Source organism: Tenacibaculum larymnensis, assembly GCF_028829235.1.
Classification (GTDB): Bacteria; Bacteroidota; Bacteroidia; order Flavobacteriales; family Flavobacteriaceae; genus Polaribacter; species Polaribacter larymnensis.
Genome location: NZ_JAIWJY010000009.1, coordinates 33301 through 56692 on the forward strand (window position 1 = coordinate 33301; position 23392 = coordinate 56692).

17 protein-coding genes and 2 tRNA genes are annotated in these 23392 nt (G+C 31.9%); 11 read left to right on the forward strand and 8 right to left on the reverse strand.

What is annotated here, in order from left to right:
- Positions 1–3: 3 nt before the first annotated feature.
- From LCI24_RS12825 to LCI24_RS12835, 3 genes are read right to left on the reverse strand one after another with little or no spacing between them, the layout of a single operon-like run.
- Entirely contained in the window at positions 4–444 is a 441-nt protein-coding gene (locus tag LCI24_RS12825) for a lipocalin-like domain-containing protein (protein WP_274640738.1), read from the reverse strand.
- 54 nt (positions 445–498) lie between these two features.
- Positions 499–951 (reverse strand): hypothetical protein, encoded by a 453-nt coding sequence (locus LCI24_RS12830; protein WP_274640739.1) that lies wholly within the window; start codon positions 949–951, stop codon positions 499–501.
- Between the two features lie 44 nt (positions 952–995).
- Complete coding sequence (locus LCI24_RS12835; RefSeq protein ID WP_274640740.1) at positions 996–2252, reverse strand: Kelch repeat-containing protein; 1257 nt, start codon at positions 2250–2252, stop codon at positions 996–998.
- A 245-nt stretch (positions 2253–2497) separates the two neighbouring features.
- Between LCI24_RS12835 and LCI24_RS12840 the strand changes: the two genes are divergently transcribed.
- Together LCI24_RS12840 and LCI24_RS12845 are read left to right on the forward strand one after the other, a co-directional pair.
- Positions 2498–5212, forward strand: a complete 2715-nt coding sequence (locus tag LCI24_RS12840; protein WP_274640741.1) for a hybrid sensor histidine kinase/response regulator transcription factor — start codon at positions 2498–2500, stop codon at positions 5210–5212.
- A gap of 395 nt (positions 5213–5607) precedes the next feature.
- Positions 5608–5922, forward strand: a complete 315-nt coding sequence (locus tag LCI24_RS12845) for an RteC domain-containing protein (RefSeq protein ID WP_274640742.1) — start codon at positions 5608–5610, stop codon at positions 5920–5922.
- Positions 5923–6037: 115 nt separating this feature from the next.
- Here the strand turns inward: LCI24_RS12845 and LCI24_RS12850 are convergent.
- Positions 6038–6110: transfer RNA gene (locus LCI24_RS12850), tRNA-Met, on the reverse strand.
- Between the two features lie 183 nt (positions 6111–6293).
- Here LCI24_RS12850 and LCI24_RS12855 point away from each other — a divergent pair.
- Complete coding sequence (locus LCI24_RS12855; RefSeq protein ID WP_274640743.1) at positions 6294–6434, forward strand: hypothetical protein; 141 nt, start codon at positions 6294–6296, stop codon at positions 6432–6434.
- Here LCI24_RS12855 and LCI24_RS12860 read toward each other — a convergent pair.
- Positions 6435–6507 (reverse strand) — tRNA-Met (locus LCI24_RS12860).
- Between the two features lie 112 nt (positions 6508–6619).
- Here LCI24_RS12860 and era point away from each other — a divergent pair.
- Positions 6620–7528 (forward strand): GTPase Era, encoded by a 909-nt coding sequence (gene era / locus LCI24_RS12865; protein WP_274640744.1) that lies wholly within the window; start codon positions 6620–6622, stop codon positions 7526–7528.
- On the opposite strand, the gene LCI24_RS12870 is transcribed toward era, so the two are convergent.
- Positions 7525–8037 (reverse strand): GTP-binding protein, encoded by a 513-nt coding sequence (locus tag LCI24_RS12870; RefSeq protein WP_274640745.1) that lies wholly within the window; start codon positions 8035–8037, stop codon positions 7525–7527. The genes era and LCI24_RS12870 overlap by 4 nt on opposite strands.
- Positions 8038–8141: 104 nt before the next feature.
- On the opposite strand from LCI24_RS12870, the gene der reads away from it, so the two are divergent.
- The 3 genes from der to LCI24_RS12885 all read left to right on the forward strand — a co-directional run bounded on the left by der (position 8142) and on the right by LCI24_RS12885 (position 14817).
- Positions 8142–9449: a ribosome biogenesis GTPase Der gene (gene der, locus LCI24_RS12875; protein WP_274640746.1), complete on the forward strand. Its 1308-nt coding sequence runs from the start codon at positions 8142–8144 to the stop codon at positions 9447–9449.
- 79 nt (positions 9450–9528) lie between these two features.
- Complete coding sequence (locus tag LCI24_RS12880; protein ID WP_274640747.1) at positions 9529–12300, forward strand: outer membrane beta-barrel protein; 2772 nt, start codon at positions 9529–9531, stop codon at positions 12298–12300.
- Between the two features lie 132 nt (positions 12301–12432).
- Complete coding sequence (locus tag LCI24_RS12885) at positions 12433–14817, forward strand: GAF domain-containing protein (protein ID WP_274640748.1); 2385 nt, start codon at positions 12433–12435, stop codon at positions 14815–14817.
- Positions 14818–14820: 3 nt separating this feature from the next.
- Here the strand turns inward: LCI24_RS12885 and LCI24_RS12890 are convergent, their stop codons facing one another.
- Positions 14821–16050 carry a Pycsar system effector family protein gene (locus tag LCI24_RS12890; RefSeq protein ID WP_274640749.1) on the reverse strand — a complete coding sequence of 410 codons (1230 nt, stop codon included), beginning with the start codon at positions 16048–16050 and terminating at the stop codon, positions 14821–14823.
- 97 nt (positions 16051–16147) lie between these two features.
- Here LCI24_RS12890 and LCI24_RS12895 point away from each other — a divergent pair, with 97 nt between their 5' ends.
- The 4 genes from LCI24_RS12895 (at position 16148) to LCI24_RS12910 (ending at position 21858) form a co-directional block, all read left to right on the forward strand.
- Positions 16148–17167, forward strand: a complete 1020-nt coding sequence (locus LCI24_RS12895; protein WP_274640750.1) for an XdhC family protein — start codon at positions 16148–16150, stop codon at positions 17165–17167.
- Between the two features lie 4 nt (positions 17168–17171).
- Positions 17172–17756 (forward strand): nucleotidyltransferase family protein, encoded by a 585-nt coding sequence (locus LCI24_RS12900; protein WP_274640751.1) that lies wholly within the window; start codon positions 17172–17174, stop codon positions 17754–17756.
- A gap of 66 nt (positions 17757–17822) precedes the next feature.
- Complete coding sequence (locus LCI24_RS12905; protein ID WP_274640752.1) at positions 17823–21461, forward strand: ShlB/FhaC/HecB family hemolysin secretion/activation protein; 3639 nt, start codon at positions 17823–17825, stop codon at positions 21459–21461.
- 13 nt (positions 21462–21474) lie between these two features.
- The gene (locus LCI24_RS12910; RefSeq protein ID WP_121146215.1) at positions 21475–21858 is read left to right on the forward strand and encodes a DUF423 domain-containing protein; all 384 of its coding nucleotides are present in this window, start codon (positions 21475–21477) and stop codon (positions 21856–21858) included.
- 42 nt (positions 21859–21900) lie between these two features.
- Here LCI24_RS12910 and LCI24_RS12915 read toward each other — a convergent pair whose 3' ends face one another.
- Positions 21901–23391 carry a M48 family metalloprotease gene (locus LCI24_RS12915; RefSeq protein WP_274640753.1) on the reverse strand — a complete coding sequence of 497 codons (1491 nt, stop codon included), beginning with the start codon at positions 23389–23391 and terminating at the stop codon, positions 21901–21903.
- Position 23392: the final 1 nt, after the last annotated feature.

The following is a 23392-nucleotide window of genomic DNA, read 5'->3' on the forward strand; positions in this document are numbered from 1 at the left end:
TTTTTATTTTTTTACACAATTAATATAATAGCTCTTACCATTCATGTGCTGCGCTAGTATTAACTCAGATTTAGAAATAGTTTCTATGGTAAAAGTTTCTGATGAACCATTATCATTAATTACTAATGTTTTCTCGTTAATTAATTGATAGCTACTTTTAGACAGTTCCATTGAAACACATTTATTGTTGTTATTTTCACCAAAAGTTTCTTTTGTCAATTCATCTTTGGCAAATAAAAAGTAGCTATTTTTATTACAGTCAGTTAAATTAAAATCAGTAATGGTACTCCAATACCATTTACCGTTCATTAGTAATTCTTGAGTTGTGGGTTCTGGTTGTGGATCGTCGTCATCTTTACTGCAGTTTGCTAAGGTTAAAACTAAAAATAGCCCACAAAGTAGTTTAATGTGTTTAATAAAAAATGTACTGTTATATGTTTTCATAATGATTATTTTAATAGGTTTAAGTGTGTTATTTAATGTTTAAAAAGGCTATGATTAGCCTTCGGTTTTGTCAAAAGTTTTGGTGTTAAAAACCTCATCTTGAAGCACTAATACATCATTAGTCAAAGAAAGAATTTTGAAAGGTCTATAAACTCCTATACCATCCATAATCTCTACTATTGTGTCGTTTGTTACTCGATAAGGTGAGGAGATTTTAACGGGTACACAATTACCCAGATAATCGGGCCCATAACTTTTAATTATCAGTGTATTATCTGCTAAAAATTGATGATACGATTTTTTCTTACAGCTGTTCGTTGGACTATCAGAAGAAGATTCTAAATACCACTTGCCATCACCAGCAGTTAGTTTCTCTTTAGTAGTTGGTTCTGGTTCTGGGTGTAGATTATCATCGTCTTTACTACAGTTAGCTAAAGTTAGGATAAAAACTAGCCCTAAAAGTAGTTTAGAGTGTTTAAGAAAAAGGTTGCTATTATAAGTTTTCATCAGTTTGTTTTTGTTGTTTTTTATTGAGTAGTATATTTATATTTTTAGTTTAAAAACCAAACATCGCCTAGAAAACCAGTACCAGTATCATCATCGCCACCAATAATCCATATTTTGTTATTTAACACTGTTGCTGTGTGACCATAACGCTCGGTAAAAGTGGCATGTTCTACGGCTTGATGCCAATCGGCTCCATTGTTACTGTACCAAAGGTCGTTTTTGTTATTACCAGCATCACCTCCTATGACCCAAAGCTTATTACTAAAAGCGACTACCGTTTGGCTGAATCTCGGTGAAAACTGTGCTGATGAAGTAACCTCTGTCCACGTGACACCATCTGTACTAGACCAAACGTCGTTTTTTGCGTGGCCATCACTTCCGGAAATGACCCACATCTTATCATTAAAGGTAAGAGCAGAAAATGAGTGTCTTCCCGAAAACTGTGCTGATGCCGTAACTTCTGTCCACGTAACACCATCGCTGCTAGACCAAACACTATTGTTTCTACCATTAATATCGGTGCCACCAATAACCCAAAGTTTGTTATTAAACACTAAACTTTGGTGTTTGCTACGTGCTGTAAAAGCTGCATTATTGGTTGCTTCTGTCCATGTGATACCATCTGGAGACGACCAAACGTCATTTCTTTCATTGGTACCATCATAACCACCAATAACCCATATTTTATCATCAAACACTGTTACTGTATGTCCCCACCGACCCGCGAAAGCTGCGTTGCTATTAACTTCAGACCAAGTAACTCCGTCTGCAGATGACCAAACATCATTTTCGTCTTCGCCATTGTGGTTATCGCCACCAATAACCCAAAGCTTATCATTAAACGACACCGCTTGATGAAAACGCCTAGGAATAAACCCAGCGTTATTAGTTGCTTCAACAGCTAGATTTACACCTCGTGTAGTAAAACTAAAAACGCTTGAACTCTCTGTGGTTGCTTGCCCATCTGTTGCTACAACCTTCCAATAATACGTTGTGTAATGACTTAAAGGCGCTGTTATTTCAAATCGTGTTTCGGTAATATTATCTTGCACCTGCGTTGTTGGCGGATTTTGCGTATCCATATACAGACTGTACGTTACAGCATCACCATCTGGGTCTGATGCTTCAATCCAATCAAGTGTTGGATCTAAATCTGCATTGGTCGCATTGTTAGGCAAACTAGAAAGACTGAAAGCTTGCGGTGCTTGGTTTTGTGGTAATGGAACGCTAGTATCATCACTTTTGCTGCACCCTATAATTATAACAAGAGTGATTAATAGTAGGTAGTATCTAATTTTCATATAATCATATTTTTATTTGACAATCGTTTTTAAAAAGTCAAAATTATTGACTATAACACGTCTAAATATTCTTTAATCAGACATTGTATGCCTCAAAGCAGACACAACAACTTTATTTGGACATTAACCGACTCAAAATGGACATTTCATCACCAATCATCTGTATTTTAGTATATTTGAGTTACCAAAGCTTTATGAAAATAAAAAAACTACTTCCGTTTATCTGTCTGTTGCTGTTTCATAATATGTGGTCACAACAGCTACTAATTCCTGACTCTTTATTACATAAAAGTGTTGAAGAAAAGATTGTCTTTTTAAACAGTGAAGGACAAAAACAAAATGCTATCGATTCCTCAAATATTTATTTTAATGAAGCCTTAAAACTTGCCAAGACTTGTGATTGCGATTCGTTGTTAATGATGTCTCACATAAATAAGGCTTATCATTTAATCTTCAACAAAGGAAAAATTGATTTAGGATTAGAGGAAATACAGAATTTTGACCAGTTAATAGAGCAAACAAAAACCCCATATTTTAAATACAGAGTCGCTTTAATGAAAGGCTATTCTTTTAATTTAAAAGATCAAAGCGATGATTCTTTCAATCACTATAACAAAGCTTTGGAGTATGCTGAACAGATGCAAGATTCTTTTAGGATGGGTATTGTGTATAATAATTTAGGAAACAATTTTAATTCTTATAATGATTCCAAAGCAAAATCATATTACCTAAAGGCGCTAGATCTTTATGAGCGCCATAATGCACCAAACTCTGAAAAACAGCTTACCTATCTCAATATGGCTAGAGTGAGTAGCAACTTGGATAGTATTACATATTTTTCTAAAAAATCGTATCAGTACTTAGATACTACCAATGTTAAAAACTTAGTTCATTATAACCTTAACAAATCGGCAGCTTTCTTTAGTAAAGGTTTTTTTAAAGAAGGAAACCTAGCTGCAAAAAAAGCTTATAAATATGCTGAAGAATCCAATTACGAAATAGCAAGAGACCAAGCATTACTAGCATTAGGTTACACTGAACTTGAATTAGGCAATACCAAACAAGCCATAAAACATTTAGAACAAGCCAAACAATCTGAAGTAATTGGTCCATTAAACAAAAAGTACACCTTTGAAACTTTGATTGATGCTTACAAAAAAAACAATCAGCTAGAGCAAGCGCTACAAGCTAGTCAAGAACTTTTGGCTATAACAGATTCTGTTTACCAGCAACGAAAGACAAGCACTTTTGCTGAATTTGATGCCAAGTTCAACCTTGCTGAAAAAGACAAAGAAATCGCATTACAAGAATTGGAAATAGCCAAACAAAAAAATGCGCGCAACAAATGGATTTTTGGCAGTATTGGTACATTGTTATTGAGTTTATTTATAATTATTTGGTTTATATCCAAACAAAAGCATAAAAAAAACCAAGTGCAAATGAAACTCGAAAAAGAACAAGAAATCAATCAATTACGAACTAAATTTCTTGGAAACATAGCCCACGAAATCCGTACACCACTCACTTTAGTTTCTGGAAACTTAAATTTAGCATTAGAAAACTTGGACAATACAACCAAAGCTAAAAAAAACCTTCAAGTAGCTTTAGACAACACAAAAAAAATAACTGACGATGCTAATGAAATACTAGAGTTATTAAAGTTTGAAGGGCAAAAAATGACGCTAAATAAAACCACCGTTCCTTTACGCTCGTCTTTAGAACGTATTGTTTTTTCGTTTCACTCAATGGCGCAAATAAAAGCAATAGAAATAAGCTACAACTCCAACATATCCAAAAATATTTTTATAGCTACTGATATTGGCAAGGTTGAAAAAATTATAAATAATCTTCTATCAAATGCTATTAAATATGCTCCTTCCAATTCCAAAATTATTGTTAGCGACATGTTCAAGAACAATAACCTAACAATTTCAGTAACTGACTTTGGTGAGGGGATTAACTACAACGAGCAAAAAAGAATATTTGAACGTTTTTACCAGTCTGAAAATGCTAGTAAAGTTGGCGGCATAGGCATTGGGTTGGCTCTTTCAAAAGAGTTTGCCGAATTTTTAAATGGTAGCCTGACCGTTGAGAGCAACCTCAGAGAAGGCAGTACGTTTACATTGAAAGTCCCGTTGCAAATTTCAGAAAACGCCATTGACAAAATTGATAGAACATCAAAATTAACACCACAAAAAGAACCAAAATCAACCCAATCAACAACCAACGACACTATTCTCATTGTAGAAGACAATCCGCAAATGGCTAACTATATAAAGGAGCTGCTAGAAGACACGTATAATTGTGATGTTGCTTTTAATGGTGAAGAGGCTTTGAATTTATTAAAATTCAACAATTATTCGTTAGTCACATCAGATATTATGATGCCAAAAATAGACGGATTTGAACTACGTGAAAAAATGAACACCATAGACAAATACAAGTACACCCCATTTATTTTTATATCTGCGAAGACACTGGAAATCGATAAAATAAAAGGATTTTCATTAGGTATCGCCGATTATATTGTAAAACCATTCAATAAAAACGAATTGGTTGCTCGCATCAAGAACCTTTTGAAGAACAAAGCATCACGTGTAAAATGGCAACTTGAAAACACAGATCAACTATCAAAAACCGAAAGTTCAGACCAAAAGTTATTACGAAAAATTGAAGCTTACATTCTTGACAATATCGATAATGATGATTTTAAAATAAAAGAATTAGCAGACTATGTTGGGTATAGCCAACGTCAATTAGCAAGAATTATGAAACAATATACAGGAATGAGTCCTGTAAAATTTATTTTAGAAATAAGATTACAAAAGGCTTATACACTACTTCAAAATAAAATGTATTCTACTCTTTCAGAGACTAGGTATGCTGTAGGTATCAATTCATCTGCTTACTTTAATAAAAAATTTAAAGAGCGGTTTGGAGTGTTACCCTCAGAAGTATAAATGTTCTTTTAAAACAATCCGATTATACAATCGCTTTTCTTCACATCTAAACAATTTATTATGCATCTCATAAGACACATTTAACATATTTCTTGGAGAATTTAGATGAAGTAAAGTATAATTGAAAAATATTAACATATAAAATCACAAAAAATATCCGTAACTCTTGTATTTTCTGAATTTCTTTTCCAGAAATAAATTGATAATGGATTAAACATTTCTGTTTTCAATCAAAATCTACTAATCATTTTCTCCTATATAAAATCCTTTTCAATACTATTATAAGGGGTTTATTCACAGGTTTTGTGTTTTCAATAAATTATTTCTCTAATAAGAGATATAATTTTTAAGTTGAGTAACTGAAAAATATTTACTTAACTTAAAATGTATTAACTATGTCTGATTTTATTTACCAAAATGCATTGAAAAGCATCAAAATCAAAGAAAAAAATGTGAGTCTATCCACTGACAACATTATTGATGAAACCTACCAAATGATAGTTTTTCTCAAAGGTTTACTATCTGAATTAAAAACCCATGTGTTAGAGCAAGGATTTTCAAACGCACAAGAAGAAATCAATTTTTTTAAAAACATTAAACCCAAAATTTTGGGCAAACTCGTCTATTACAACAAACTCTCGCGGATAGAAACTACTCGTCCAGTTAATAATGGAAGGCTATACAACTCCTATCATTCTAATCATATTTGATATCTATTGAGGTCAAATTTTATGAAGTTAAAATATATTGTGAATTCTGTACCTATTCTGTACCCATTAGAAATAAAAAAGGGTCTCAATCTCTTGAAACCCTTGTCATTCCTAGTAGCGGGAACTGGACTCGAACCAGTGACCTTCGGGTTATGAGCCCGACGAGCTACCTACTGCTCTATCCCGCGATTTGCGATTGCAAAGATACGTCTTTTTCTTTGTTCTATCCAAATAAAAAGTTAATAATCCTTATTTTGATTCTAAAATTGGAACTACACCCTAATAAACTAAATAAAAATTTCAACATTACTCAAGAAATACCCCCCTAAAGCTTCAGCTAGCTACAACACAGGTATAAAAAACATTTACTTATGAAATATAATAAAGGATGTTTATGGCTAAGTTATGCTAAAATAATAGAAGAAGACATCCTAATAGAAAAAAATAGAGATGATTTTAATATTTCTAAATACAAAAAAAGGCTTTCAATTAAATTGAAAGCCTTTGCTTAGTAGCGGGAACTGGACTCGAACCAGTGACCTTCGGGTTATGAGCCCGACGAGCTACCTACTGCTCTATCCCGCGATTTGCGGTTGCAAATATACATTCTTTTTCTTGTTCTACCCAAATAAAAAAGCTTTTATTTTTACATGAATATATCCACTTAAATAACAAGCAGCTAAAAAATAAACACTTCTTGCATAAAACAACCTATCTTTGCACTATGACACATAAAGCAGGATTTGTAAATATTATTGGAAACCCAAACGTTGGTAAATCTACCTTAATGAATGCCTTAGTAGGTGAAAAGCTATCTATTATTACTTCAAAAGCGCAAACTACTAGACATCGTATTTTAGGTATTGTAAATGGAGATGATTATCAAATTATTTTTTCTGATACTCCAGGAATTATAAAACCTGCTTATCAGCTACAAGAATCTATGATGGATTTTGTAAAATCTGCTTTTGAAGATGCCGATGTACTTATTTACATGGTAGAGGTTGGTGAAACCGCCTTAAAAAATGAAGCTTTTTTCAATAAAATCATCCACAGTAAAATTCCTGTTATTTTACTACTAAACAAAGTTGACAAATCGACTCAAGAAGAAGTTGAAGCTAAAATTGAATATTGGAAAAAGAAAGTTCCAAACTCATTTGTATATGTAATTTCTGCTCTTGAAAACTTTAATGTAGATACCGTTTTTTATAAAATTATTGAGCTTTTACCAGACTCCCCTCCTTTTTACCCAAAAGATCAATTAACCGATAAACCTGAACGCTTTTTTGTGAATGAAAAAATTCGTGAAAAAATTCTTCAACACTATAAAAAAGAGATTCCTTATTCGGTAGAAGTTGAAACCGAAAGTTTTGTTGAAGAAGATAATATTATAAAGATCCGTTCTGTTATTATGGTAGAGCGTGAAACACAAAAAGGAATTATCATCGGACATAAAGGAAGTGCAATCAAACGTGTTGGAACAGAAGCCCGCAAAGACCTTCAACATTTTTTTGACAAAAAGGTTTTCTTAGATTTACATGTAAAAATTAATAAAAACTGGCGTTCTAATGAACGTCAATTAAAACGATTTGGATATAAAGATTAACTCTTTTTAATTGTTCGTAACAATTGTTTAGTATATTCTTTCAATTCATCCATTTGTTTTTTTCCTGTAGCTTTACCTAAGCTACCAACTAAGTACAGTGCTACCCAAACAATGGGTAAAACAACCAACATAACTATAGGCAACATGGTGATTTTTTTTAACGACCAATTACTATATGCTATAATCGCAAAAATTACAAAAGCTGTCCCAACCAAAAAGTGCAAAAACATAAAAAAAGTCCAAACTTGAGGTTTAGGACCAAACAATCCTTTTATGTTTGATGAAGTTTCTGAAACCTCTTCTATTTCAATATGTAACTGTGGTGACCATAAATGTGATTCTTTTTCTGGCACATCAATTACTACATGATTATCTACAACCTTCATTTTATACTTAGAAACATCGTTTAAATGCTTCTTTATTTCTTCTAATAAAACCTGAGAACTTATCTCATATTCTAATTGAAAACGAGGTTTTAAAAAAATCTGATTATATAATTTATCATCCATTAAATAAAAGATTAGATGCCAACAATATAGCAAAAACTATATACTATCTAAAAATCATTACAAATCATATACTAAATTGTATCTTTGCACAAATTTTTTGCAAAATGAGTATTATTGCGATTGTAGGAAGACCAAATGTAGGTAAATCCACTTTATTTAACCGACTAGTAAAACGTCGTGAAGCTATTGTTGATTCTGTTAGCGGAGTTACAAGAGATCGTCATTACGGAAAATCTGAATGGAATGGAAAAGAGTTTTCTGTAATTGATACTGGTGGTTACATTATTGGTTCTGATGATATTTTTGAAGGAGAAATACGTAAACAAGTTCAGTTAGCTATTGATGAAGCTGATATTATTGTTTTTGTAGTTGATGTTGAACAAGGTATTACACCTATGGATGCTGAAGTTGCTAAAATTTTACGTCAAGTTGAGAAACCACTATTTATGGCTGTAAATAAAGTTGACAATGCAATGCGTGATGCTGATGCTGTTGAATTTTACAACCTTGGGCTAGGAGACTACTATACTATTTCTTCTATTAATGGAAGTGGAACTGGAGAATTATTAGACGCTATTGCAGAAGAAATTCCTGAGCCTGAAGAAGACGAAGAAAAACAAGACGAATTACCTCGTTTTGCTGTAGTTGGACGTCCAAACGCAGGAAAATCATCATTTATTAATGCTTTAATTGGTGAAGACAGAAATATTGTAACCAATATTGCAGGAACTACAAGAGATTCTATCGATACAAAGTATAATCGTTTTGGATTCGAATTTAATTTAGTCGACACAGCTGGAATTAGAAAAAAATCTAAAGTAAAAGAAGATTTAGAGTTTTACTCAGTAATGCGTGCTGTGCGTGCAGTTGAGCATTGTGATGTTGCTGTATTAGTTATTGATGCTACTCGTGGTTTTGAAGGACAAGACGAAAAAATATTTTGGTTGGCCGAAAAAAACCGAAAAGGAATTGTCATTTTAGTTAATAAATGGGATTTGGTTGAAAAAGAAACCAATACTATGCGTGATTTTGAGGCTAAAGTTCGTCAAGCTATTGCTCCTTTTACAGATGTTCCTATCGTATTTATTTCAGCATTAACAAAACAACGTATTTTTAAGGCTATTGAAACTGCTGTTGAAGTTTTTGAAAACAGAAAACGTCGTATTCAAACAAGTAAGTTAAATGAAACGATGTTGGAGATTATGGAACATAATCCGCCTCCAGCAACAAAAGGTAAATTTATAAAAATAAAGTACTGTATGCAGTTGCCAACACATACACCTCAGTTTGCTTTCTTTGCTAATTTACCTCAATATATTAGAGACCCTTACAAACGTTATATTGAAAATCAATTACGCGAACATTATAACTTTAATGGAGTGCCTATTAGTATTTATTTTAGACAGAAATAATTTTTAACAATATTTAACTATCAGAAAGTAGTTTTTTCTTTTTATTTGTAGCTCTTTGAAAATCATATTGCTATAAACAATGAAAAAACTACTTTTTATTTTTACCCTATTTCTTACTAGTTCAATTTTTGCTCAATCCTATCCGTTTAAAATTACTGGTACAATTAACTCTGAAAAAGACAAAACCGTTATAGAGGCTGCTACAGTTCATGTAGAGAAAGCTAGAGATAGCTCTATCGTTACCTATACCATTTCAAACGACAAAGGAAAGTTTTCTTTAGAAGGAAAGTCTTTTAGCAAAGATGTAAAACTCTTTATTTCTTATGTTGGTATGGATAGTTATTCTAAATCAATAGAACTAGACAAAACCTCTAACCTTAATTTAGGTACAATTTTTTTAAAGGAAGAAAGTAACTTACTTAGCGAGGTAGTTATACAATCAAGAGCACCAATTACAGTAAAAAAAGATACTTTAGAGTTTAATGTAAAATCTTTTAAAACTAAAAAAGATGCTAATGTTGAAGATCTTTTAAAGAAGCTTCCAGGTGTTGAAGTAGATGAAGATGGAAAAATTACTGTAAACGGAAAAGAAGTCAATAAAATTTTGGTTAACGGAAAGCCTTTCTTTGGAAACGACCCAAGCATTACCACTAAAAACTTAACCAAAGATATTATTGAAAAAGTTCAAATTACCGATACTAAATCTAAATCAGAAGCTTTTACTGGTGAAAAAGGAGATGCAAATAATAAAACCATTAACCTTACCATAAAAAAAGAAAATAATAAAGGTTGGTTTGGTAGAGTATCTGGTGGTGCTGGTACCGACAAACGTTTTGAAGGAGCTGCAATGGTAAATCGTTTTGACAACAACCAACGATTTAGCGTATTAGCCAGTACAAACAATATTAATTCCCCTGGTTTTAGCTTTGGAGAAATTCAAAAAATGTTTGGAGGTAGTAATATTTGGTTTGGAGGAGACGGCGGATTTAGCGTTAACGGAAGGCGTTTTGGTGGTGGTAGCGGTATTATAAAGTCAAAAACCGCTGGTGCAACTTATGCTGACGAATTTGGTAAAGGTTTAGACGTAAATGCTAATTATTTTTACTCTGGAAGCAACTCTAACAATGAATCAAAAAGCAATAGAGAATACACGCTTCCAGACAGGAAGTATTTTTCTAATTCCACTACTACTTCTGATGATGAAAATCACAATCATAGTTTTGACACTGATTTTGACATTGAAATAGATTCTACATTCTTAATCAACATTAAACCTACTTTTGTATTTAATAAAAGAGAAGGAAGTAGTCTTAGACAAGAAGAATCTTTAGATGAAGACAATACCCTTACTAATAACTATGTGAGTTCTGCTTACTCTAAATCAGAAGCTAACAATTTTCAAAACAGATTAGATATTACTAAAAAATTAGGTGCAAAAGGTTCATTTATTAAAGCCTCAATAACTAATCGTATCGATAAAGCAGATACCGAAGAGATTAACAAGTCTACCATTGAAACTTTTGGTAGCAATCCCGATATCGAAAATAGAGACCAAAAAAGTACTATTGAAAACAACTTGATAGGACTCACCACAAACTTAACCTATCGTTTCCCTTTGATTGCTAAAAAATTCTTTTTAGATACTAAATATAGTTATCAACGTGATGAGCGAGAAAACAAGGAAAACACCTTTGACTTCAATTCAACAACGCAACAGTACAGCGATTTTAATACTGGTTTGAGTTCTGACTTTACATACAATGATATTACTAAAACACCATCATTAGAATTGGTATACAGAACTAAAAAATGGCGTTTAAATTTTGGTACTGGTTTTGTAAACAGAACATTAGAAAACAATGATAAATTACGTCCTGAGTTAAGTTTAAAAAAAGAATTTAATAATTTAGATTTAGACGCTAGTTTTAGATATCGATTTGACTCTAAAGCTTCTATTTATTTTGATTATCGTTTAAATAACAATGCTCCTAACATTAATCAAATACAGCCCTTTTCTGATGTAACCAATCCTTCTAACATTATTACAGGTAATCCAAATCTAAAACCCTCTCAAAATCACAGAGCATACATCAACTTTAACAAATTTAACTGGCAAGCTCGTACTGGTTTTTGGTTTTATTTAAGTGGTACTCTTTATCAAAACCAAGTAATAACTAATACTTTTATTGATGATGATTTAGTAAGAAACACTACTTATGAAAATACAGATGGCGGTTATGACTTTTGGGGAGGTGGTAGCTACAGTAAAAAAATAAAATTAGATTCTATTGTAAGCCTTCAACTTAGAGCTGGTACAAATATTAGAGCTAGTAAAAATTTCAACATTTTAAATGACATCAAGGAGGGAGCTAAAACGACTTCAATAAGTCCTGTTTTTAGAGCTACTTTAGATTGGAATAAGATCGCTTCTATTGAAGGAAACTATAATATTTCCTTTTCAAATACTAAATACGACATAAACACAAATCAAAATCAAAATTTCACTAGACATTCTGTTAACATAAGAACAAAAACTACTGTTCCTAAAAAATTAGAATGGAGAAATGATATTCGTTACACATACAACCCTAACGTAATTGGATTTAATAAATCTGCTTGGTTTTGGAATGCTACGCTTGCCTATTCGGTCTTAAAAGATCAAGGTACTATTAGCTTAAAAGCTTATGATTTATTGAGTCAAAACACCAATGCTCAACGAAGAGCTACTTCAAATTATATAGAGGATTCTGAGAGCACCGTATTACAACAATATTTTATGCTAGGCTTTAGTTGGAAATTTAATAGCTTAGGTAAAAAGGGGAAAATAAAAAATTACGATTTTCATTTTTAATCGATACAATGATAACCAAACAAAAAGCTTACTATTAATAGTAAGCTTTTTGTTTTTTGAAAGGTAACAACAATAAAAACGACTACTTGCTTACAATTTTGTAAATTTGTATAGATTCATTTTTTTCATTCTATGAACATAAGACGAACAAAAGACATTCAAAATATTGAGCTTCCTTTTAAACTTAAAATAAGTTTTGAGAAGATAGTTGCTTTGTTTCAAAAATATGCTGCTAAAGAACAAGAAAAGCATCCATATCATGAATCATCTAAAAAGATAGTTCGAGAAGCAAACAAAGCTCCTGAATTAATTAATGGTTTTTCTGATGAATCTACATTAGAAAAGTATCAAGACACTATTGAGATGTTACTTGAACCATTATTCCCTGAATTATTATTAGAGAATGAAATTAAAGCGGTTAGTATTCCGTTTACTTTTACATCTTTTAAATTTACTAGTCGATTTGAAAAGATTTTACAAAATGCTGGAGATGACTACGAATTAAAAGTTCGTAATTTTGAAAGTGATTTAATGTATAAATACGCTTGTAGTATTATATTAACTGAGGTATACAACTACTCTATCAACGTAAAACGTCCTTTCTATTTTGATATTCCTGATAAAACAACCAATACTATAAAGAATTATCGTGCTGCTTTTAATGCTGACTTCATGGAGATTTCACCAACCGAAAACGCTCCAAAAATAACAGAAGAAGACATTAAGTTTTTACTCGATAATTTTGATGATATTGATGTTTGGAAAGAAAAATTCCCTCCTGACTCATATATTTTTAAAGGGTTTGGGATAATGAATTTATTTGATGTTACAACCGATGAAATTATTTCAGAAATAAGAACCAGTCTTATAAAAAAGGATGATGACTTAGTTACTACATTACAAGAAATTTTTCGCAGATTCTTTGAAATAAATGACTTATCATTAGGATTTTCTATTTTCGAAACAGATTCAAACAACTTTAACTCATCTCACATAAACAAAGAAGAAAGCCTTGTTTTAAACTATGAAAAAGATGTTTCTTGTGATTGTATTTTTTGTAATTATGTTTTAGAAAAGCTTTTTATAAATAACGAAACTCTTGCTATTTCTGATGTAGAAAAGTATGGTAAACAAACTGAGAACAAAAATTTTTACCAACGTTTAAAAGACAAAAACATAGGTAGTATTATTTTAGTTCCAATACAAGCATCCACTAAAAATAGTCTCGCTATTATTGAGTTTGCTTCACCAAGACCTTTTGAATTAAACTCAATCAACCAAAATAAATTACAAGATTTAATTCCGTTATTTAAAATTGCTGTTGATCGTTTTTCTGAAGAACATCAAAATATATTAGAAGCCACAATTCAAGAAAACTACACTTCTATTCACCCAACAGTAAAATGGCGTTTTTATGAGGCTGCTGAAAGATTTCATATAGAATCATATGAAACTAAAGAAAAGGTTAAAATTGAAGATATTGTTTTTCCTGACGTACACCCTTTGTATGGTCAATCAGATATTAAAGGGTCATCTATTGCCCGAAATAAAGCTATTAAAGAAGATTTAACCACTCAACTTTCTTTAGCTATTTCCGTATTATTGGAAGCCTGTAAAGTTGAAAGCCTTCCTATTTATAAAGAATTACGATTTAGAGTTGAAGAATATTTATCAGAAGTAAAAAAAGGATTAAAAGCTGGCGATGAAATAGCTATTTTAGACTTCTTAAAACGTGAAATCTATCCTGTTTTTAATCATATAAAAACGGTTAATAAAGACTTAAGTTCCTTAGTCGAATCATATATTAGTCGTTTAGATCCTAACTTACAAGTAGTATACGAAAAACGTAAAGCTTATGAAGATAGTGTTACTTTGCTAAATGATAAATTGGCTTCTTTTATTGATACTAGACAAAAAGAAGCACAACAAATGTTTCCTCATTATTTTGAACGTTATAAAACAGATGGTGTTGAGTATAACATGTACATAGGACAGTCATTAACAAGAGAGAAAAAATATGACGACTTATACTTATACAACCTTAGGTTATGGCAGTTACAAGTAATGTGTGAAATGGAGAATGTAGCCTTAAAAGCAGCTGAAAAGATGGAGCATAAACTTAGAGTAGCTTCGTTAATTTTAGTACATAGTAATCCATTAGCAATAAAATTTAGAATGGATGAAAAACAGTTTGATGTTGATGGTGCATACAATATTCGTTACGAAATAATTAAAAAACGTATTGATAAAGCTCACATTAAGGGAACCGAAGAACGACTAACAGTTCCTGGTAAAATAGCAATTGTATACTCTCAAGAAAAAGATGCTGAGGAGTATTATAAATACATCAAATACTTACAATCTAAAAACCTATTGGGTAATGTAGAGAAGTTAGATATTGAAGATTTACAAGGCGTTTCAGGATTAAAAGCATTACGTGCAGAGGTTATCTACAATAAAAACTTTGATACTGAAAAAACAATGACTATTGACGAGCTTATCCAAGAATTTAAATAGTTTTTATAATAACACAGAAACTACTTCTGCTACTTTTGATGCTTGTTCTTGCATATAAAATGCAATTGCAAAAGCTACTACACTTACTAAAATACCAATCATAAAAACGGTATACGTAATTCGTAGTAACTTATATTTTCTATTTAAAACTAACCCTAAGAAATATAAATCTTTTGTAAGAGAACCATACAAATAATCGCGGTCTTTCATCATTTCACTCATTGCCCAATCAAAATCAGGCAACTGCATTTGATGAAAATTTCCGAAGAATAATAAATTTACTTTTTTATTTGCCACATCTTCTTTGGTAAACTTCCCTTCGGTAACATTGGGTCTCGTTGCCAAAACTGATAACACGATTGATATTACTGTGAAAAACACAAAAATTATGGTAGGTGTTATTAAGTAATGGTTTGACGGGTTATCTAACTTTGGAATTAACGTTGACAATGTCATCGAAATTATAATCGCGTTTACAGACAGTAAAATATTTGCTTTCGTATCTGCAATGTCACTTAGCGTAATATGATTACGAAGCGCTACACGAAACATAGTTTCAATTCCTCTCTCCGGTAATTCAATCTTATTTTTTTTGTACGCTAATTCTTCTTTTTTCTGTTTTAGTTTAGCCGCTTCTTGTACTTCTTTTTGTTTTCTCTTTAAAAGCTGAGCTATATTTTTACTCTTCTGTTTTTCCCATAATTTAGAAGCCTTACTAGTATAAAAACGATGCTTTGTTAAAAAATCAAGATTAGAATCATCCCACTCAACAGTTTTTATCTTTTTCTCACATACCAATTCTCTCTCCTTTCGCAATAACTCGTTAAAATCTGTATAATTTTTACTTCCAACATGAGAACAATCAGCATCTCTCAACACTTTTTCTAATTTAGTCACAGGCTTAGCTCCCATTTTTGTTGAAGCTATTAATTTAGACACTTCATCAATAACACCTTCTTTAACCTCTTTATTTTTTAAGAAATCAGCAGCTATTTTTGTACTCTCCTCTTCATGGTTTTCAGGATTAACTGTGTAACCAACATCATGAAACCATGCTGCTAAAGTTAAAACTTGTTGCTGTTCTTCTGAAAAGTCCTCCCCTTCTATTAACTCAAGTGATTTTTCTACCACTCGTTGTGTATGAGCTATATTATGATATACAAAGTTTTTATCTAATTTCTCACTTAGTAAATCAATTACAAACTGCTCTGTTTCTTGTATCAAACTATTCATGAAAAAGGTTTTTGCTAAAATAATAAATTATTAACCAGTATTAATTTTTAATAAAGTGATAAAAAAGTGTATTTTTAAAAGAGTTTTTTTACACAAAATGACACACGAACTTAAAGAAATTATAAGACAAGCCACCATAAATCAACAACAAGGCTTACAGAATGTTTTAGCAACTGTTGTAGATTTAGACGGCTCTTCTTATAGAAAACCAGGAGTTAGAATGTTACTTTCTTCTGACGGAAAAATAATTGGAGCTATTAGTGGAGGCTGTGTTGAAAAAGAAGTACAACGTAGAGCTCAATCGGTTTTTGAAAACAACAAACCTAAAGTAATAACCTATGATGGTCGTTATCGTTTAGGTTGTGAAGGAATATTATATGTTCTTTTAGAACCTTTTAATCTTTCAACTGATTTTATAGAAGCTTTCTCAGAAAATAATATTCAAAGAGAGTCGTATAACATTACATCTTTCTTTCTAAAAGAAGATGAAACATACGGGAATTTTGGTTCTATAATTCAATTTAACAACCAACAAAGATTTTCTTTCAACAAAGATTTTTATTCTGAAAAAACAGACCATTTAACTACTTTTAAACAAACCTTACAACCACTATTTCGCCTGCTTATTATTGGTGGAGAACATGATGCTGTAAAACTATGTATGCAAGCAACTCAATTAGGATGGGAAGTTGATGTAGTTACCTCTATAAAAGACCCAAAAGAGTTAGCCGATTTTCCAGGTGCTAAATCGGTGGTTGCACAAACTCCAGAAGTAATTCAGCTTTCACATGTAAATAACAATACTGCAGTTGTTATTATGAATCATAATTTTACATACGATTTACGTTGGTTGATTAAATTACAAGAGCAAAACCCTGTTTACATTGGTATTTTAGGTGCTGCTAAACGACGAGAAAAACTATTTAACGAACTATTTGAATTTTCACCCGATATTACTGATGATTTTTTAGAAAAAATTCATACACCAGCTGGTTTAAACATTGGAGCTGAAACTCCTGAAGAAATTGCATTATCAATCTTAGCAGAAATATTATCAGTTATTCGTAACAAAGAAGTGTTTTCTCTAAAAAAAATTACTGGGCGAATCCATAATTAATACAATGCAAAAAACAGCAATTCTCATATTAGCTGCTGGAAGTGCTTCTCGAATGGGAAAAATGAAACAATTACTTCCTTATAAAAGCACTACGTTACTAGAATGGGTTATTCAACAAGCTCAAAAATCAATAGTTAAAAATGTATTTTGTGTATTAGGAGCTAATAAGGATACTATTGAAAAACAACTTACTTCAAATACCATTAAAATCATTTACAATCCTAATTATGAAAGCGGATTAAGTACTAGCATCGTAACAGGAATTGATTTCTTACAAAAACATAACTTTGACAATGCCTTAATAATGCTAGCAGATCAACCTCATGTTACTTCTGAGTACTTGAACTCGTTGATTGAAGCTTCAAAAAAGAACCCTTCTAAAATAATTACCTCTAACTACCAAGGTAGTGTTGGAGTCCCTGCCATTTTTCCGAAAAAATATTTTAATGACTTGTTAAATCTAGAAGGTGATAAAGGAGCTAAGAATTTTCTATTACAACATAACGATAATGTTATTAAAGTAAATTCTCATCAAAACTTACTAGACATTGATACTCCTGAAGACTATCAGCATTTAATAAAGCAATAATTTTAGCTCAAAAAGCCTTATTTTTACATAACCAAAAAACAAAACATGAACTTAACCAAGTTTTGCATGTATCTAACTATAGCTGTTATAATTAGTGGTTGTGCATCTTATAAAGCTAAGTACGCAGATAAAACTTCTCCAAAAACAATTCAAACAAATAAAGAATTGGTACACTCCTTTTATTTAATTGGAGATGCTGGTAATGCCGAAATGGGACAAACCACCCCTACTCTAAAATATTTCCAAGAAAAGTTAGCTAAAGCTACTAAAAATGCTACCACCATATTTTTAGGAGACAATATATATCCATACGGAATACCTAGTAAAAAACACAAAGATAGAGCCTTAGCTGAACATCGTTTACAAACGCAAATTGATGCTTTGCAAGACTTTAAAGGAAAAACAATTTTTATTCCTGGAAACCATGACTGGTACAATGGTGTTGATGGCTTAAAGCGTCAAGAAAAAATGGTAGAGAAAGCGTTAGGTAAAAATTCGTTTTTACCTGAAGGAGGTTGCGGACTGGATAAAGTAAAGATTAATGAAGACCTAACTTTAATTCTTATTGATAGCCGTTGGTTTATTATGGACTGGGATAAAGAGCCTAAAATGAACGATAATTGCGATATTAAAACTCGTGAACGTTTTATTCAAGAGCTATCTAGTTTGTTCAAAAAAAACAGGTATAAAAATGTTGTAGTTGCAGTGCATCATCCTTTATATAGCAATGGTCCTCATGGTGGAAGCTTTTCAGTAAAAGACCACATGAAACCAGCACCAATTTTAGGTACATTGAAAAATGCATTACGCTCTCATGCAGGGATTCAAACTGATATTTTTAATAAAAACTACAGCGACTTTATTAATCAAATACAAGCAGTCTCTGATGATTTCACAGACAATATTGTATTTGTTTCTGGTCACGACCACAACTTACAATACATAGAACAAGACGGATTTAAACAAGTAATTAGCGGTTCGGGCTCAAAACAATCGGCAGCCTTAATTGGTTATGGTGCACAATTTACTTACGGTAATCACGGGTATGCTAGATTGAATTATTACAAAGACGGTTCAGCTGTTATTGAATACTACGCTGCCAATACCAAAGACGGACATAAACTCTTGTTTAGTAAAGAAATTGTAAAACCAAAACAAACAAAAAACTATTCAAATTTTCCTGAATACGAAGAACACAAGAAGTTTATAGAAACCTCTATTTACCCTCCTGAAGCTACTGATGTTAGTGGTTTTCATAAATTTATGTGGGGAGATTTAAATAGAGACAAATACGGAAAAACAGTAAAAGTTCCTGTATTGGAATTAGAAAATGTTTTTGGAGGCTTAACTCCTATTCGACGAGGAGGTGGTAATCAAACAAATTCGTTACGATTAGAAAACCCTGAAGGTAAACAGTACGTATTACGTTCAATGATAAAAGACGGAAGTCGTATTATGGGAGGTATTTTAAAAGGAACGTTTTTAGTTGATGTGGTTCAAGATATTTTTACAATGTCTCACCCATATGCTGCTTTTGTACTTCCTGATATGGCAGACGCTGTAAATATTTACCATACCAATCCAAAGCTATATTACATGCCTAAACAACCTGCTTTAGGAAAACATAACGACATCTTTGGAGGGCAGTTATACCTATTAGAAGAACGACCTGCTGGAGACCGTAGTGAATTAGACAACTTCGGAAATTCAGATGATATAATTAGCACATTTGATGTGTTAGAAAAAATCAGGAAAAACGGTAAACATTCAATTGACCAAGAATGGGTAATTCGTTCGCGTTTGTTTGATATGGTAATTGGTGATTGGGATAGGCACGAAGACCAATGGCGTTGGGCTTCTTTTAAAACTGAAAATGGTAAAAAATATTACCGTCCAATTCCTAGAGATAGAGACCAACCTTTTTCTAAGTTTGATGGAGTTATGATTCCTCTATTTCAGCAATTTGCGCCCTTAGTAAAGAACATGCAAACTTTTGATAACGATATCAAAAATATGAAATGGTACAATAACTATGCTCGCTTCTTTGATACTGCCTTTTTAAATCAATTAACACTTGGTGATTGGAATAAACAAGTTGAATATATTCAACAACATTTAACCGATGAAGTAATTGAAAAATCAATTCAACAATTACCAAAGGCTATTTATGATATTGATGGAAAAGAAACCATTGCTAAAATTAAGGCTAGAAGAGATAAATTAAAAGAAATTGCCAAACGTTACTACACAAAACTAAATAAAGTTGTACATGTAGTTGGTACAGATAAAGATGATAAATTTATCATCAAACGTTTAAATGATGAGGAAACTAGTGTTGTTGTTTTTAGAAAAGAAAATGAAATCTACAACCGTGTTTTCAAAACAAAAGAAACTAAAGAAATACAGATTTATGGTTTAAATGGAGATGATGAGTTTTTAATTTCTGGTGATGTACATGATGGAATTTTATTGCGAATTATAGGTGGTCAAAATCACGATGTGTATACCGATAAATCATCTGTTGCAGGTTGGGGAAAGAAAACTAAAATATACGATTTTAAATCAAAGAAAAACACCATAAATCCGAGTTCTGAAACTGCGGATTTACGTTCGGATAGTTATTTAAAAAACACCTACGACGCACACGACATCAATAACAATACAACTATTGTTTTCCCTAGCTTAGGAAGCAACCCAGACGATGGTTTCTTTTTTGGTGCTTCGGTAACATATACACAACAAGGATTCAAAAAACGTCCTTTTGCAAACCAACATACTTTAGCAGCAAACTACTACTCTGCAACTGGTGGTTACGATTTAGAGTACAATGGTGAATTCACTGAACTAATTGGCAGCTGGAGCCTGCATGTACGTGCTAAAGCTACAAGTGATAATTATTCTTTTAACTTCTTTGGATGGGGTAACGAAAGTGTTTACGATCAAACTTTTGATTTAGATCACTATCGTGTTAAAAAAGAAGAAATAAGTTTTTCTCCTTCGTTATTAAAACGATTACGAGGTGGAAGCATTTTTAAAATTTCAGGAATTATTGAGTCTATAGAAGTTGAAGACACTCCTAATCGATTTATCAATAATTTTGATAACCAGCCTACCGCTATTTTTGATACTAATTATTTTTGGGGTGGTGAATTTAACTTTAATCACAACCGAGTAGACAATAGCAGTTTCCCTACCAAAGGTATGAACTTCGATTTAGCTGTTGGAGCTAAAGCCAATTTAGAAGATTTCGACAGACGTTTTGGTTACATTAAGAGTTCTTTGGCTATGTATCAAAATCTAGTATTCAACCGTTCATTAGTTTTTGCTTCTGAAGTAGGAACTCAAATTAATGTAGGAAATCGTTTTGAAGTTTACCAAGCGGCTACTTTAGGTGGTGAACGTAGTTTACGTGGATTTAATAGAGAACGTTTTTCTGGTACACAAAGTTTTTATCACAGTAACGATTTACGTTTGCGTTTTGGACGCATTAGAACAGGAATTATTCCTATGAAAATTGGTGTTACTGGCGGATTTGATTATGGTCGTGTATGGTCTCCGTATTCTCCAAATTCAAAGAAATGGCATACCAGTTATGGTGGTTCTTTATGGTTAAGCGGAATCGACTTGTTCACAGCTAATATTTCATACTTTAAAGGAAACTCACAAGAAGACAGAGTAGCTTTAAGTATTGGTTTTTCTTTTTAATTCTTAAAAAAATATGACACAACAAATTGTATTAATTACAGGCGCTTTATTTGGTATGTTCGCTGTAATATTTGGTGCTTTTGGAGCACATGCTTTAAAGAAAGTTTTAAATGAAGAGCAATTAAAATCATTTGAAACAGGTGTAAAATATCAAATGTACCACGCATTAGTTTTATTATTTGTTGGAAGTTATTTTGACGCTCCTAGTTCGGCAATATATTACGCTTTTGTAGTTGGAATTATACTTTTCTCCTTTAGTATTTATGGCTTAGTATTATCAGATGCGAAAGGTAAAAAAATGAAGTTTTTAGGCCCTATTACTCCTTTAGGAGGTTTACTACTAATTGTTGGGTGGGCACTTTTAATATATAACATAAGCCAAACCATACACGGTTAATATGTATGGTTTAGCTAACATGGATAAACAAAAATCATATTGTTAGTCAACACCCTGAGCGTCGCTGATTATTCTATCAATAAATTCAGTTTTTATATATAATTGTCTTGCTAAATTGTAGAGTACATCAACTTCAGCAGCATCTATACTTCCATCAGCATAAGAAATAATAGATAAATCTCTTAGAATATTTAATTTTTGCATTACAGAAATTACAATATCTAGCTCTTTCGCTAACGTTATAATTTCATCAATAATGTCTTGCTCTGTTAATCCTTTAATGGTTAACATACATTGAGCAAAAACCGATGGTGACACAACACTACTCAATGCTTGTATTTCAGAGTCATCCACAACACCATCTGCCTTTGAAATCATATAACCTCCTAAGAACATAAAGCGTTGAATTTTTTCTGAATGTTCAGTTTCATTTCCTAAGTCTTCTGGCTCCATCAACGACATAATTCGCTGTATTTCTAACTCCATCGCTTCCTCTGTTATTTCTCCATTAATTGCTGGATTAAATAACTCATATGTCTTACTCTTATTGAATAACTCTAACGCTTTAATACGAAGTGGACTGAATGGGTGACTACTGTACCAATCTGAAGGATCGTGCGTGTCGTCATTTAAAACTTCTTCTAAATCTGAAAACTGATTAATGTATTCGTTCAATTTAAAATCTAAAGAATTAGAAGTTACTCCCGATGATAATTTAAAGAATGTTCTTGCAGCTGCTTCAAAACTCTTACAACATAATAAACCTGCTCTATCGGCACTAATTTCTGCGTTACGATTCCATGCATATAACTTCATGGCATGAATTGGTGCTAAATCGTTAGCTCCTTCGTCTAAAATATGTTTTACAGGATAGTTAAAGTGCTCAAATAATACATGCCCAATTTCATGCCCAATAACAAAAGCTAATTCGTCTTTACTAAAACGCTCTAAAATTCCTGAAGTTAAAATAATGTATAATTTATCTTCATCTGGCGGATAACACGATGCATTAAATTTATCTTCTTGATACACGAAAAACTCAATATCTGCTTTTAGTTTCAATACCTCTTTACAATGATTCCCAATTTCATGAAGTACAGGAGCTAACATTTTTGTTAATCGTAAACTTGATTTTAGCAAGTGTCTTCTCGACTTAAAAACGGGGTTGTTTTCTTTTATTCTTTCTAAAGTTTTTTGAATCAACTCATCTTCTTGAAACTTTAAAACATAATCTCGATCACCGTCATAAACCAAAGCATTTAAATCAATTTCTGCTCTAGAATTATCGTATACCTCTTGAATGTTTTCAGTAACATTTTTAAGGTTTAACTCGTTAATTTCTTCAATACGTTTTGTGTATTGTTCTGCTAATTCTTTTGCTATATTTTGAAAATGAACACTTGCTTGATGGATTAAATCGTTGTCACCATTTTGTTGAGCAAGATTCAAATCCTCCATCATTTTATTTTGCGCCTGATTTAACGCTTCTTGATGTTCTTTTTCTAATTCTGATAATGTGGTAGATTGGTACATA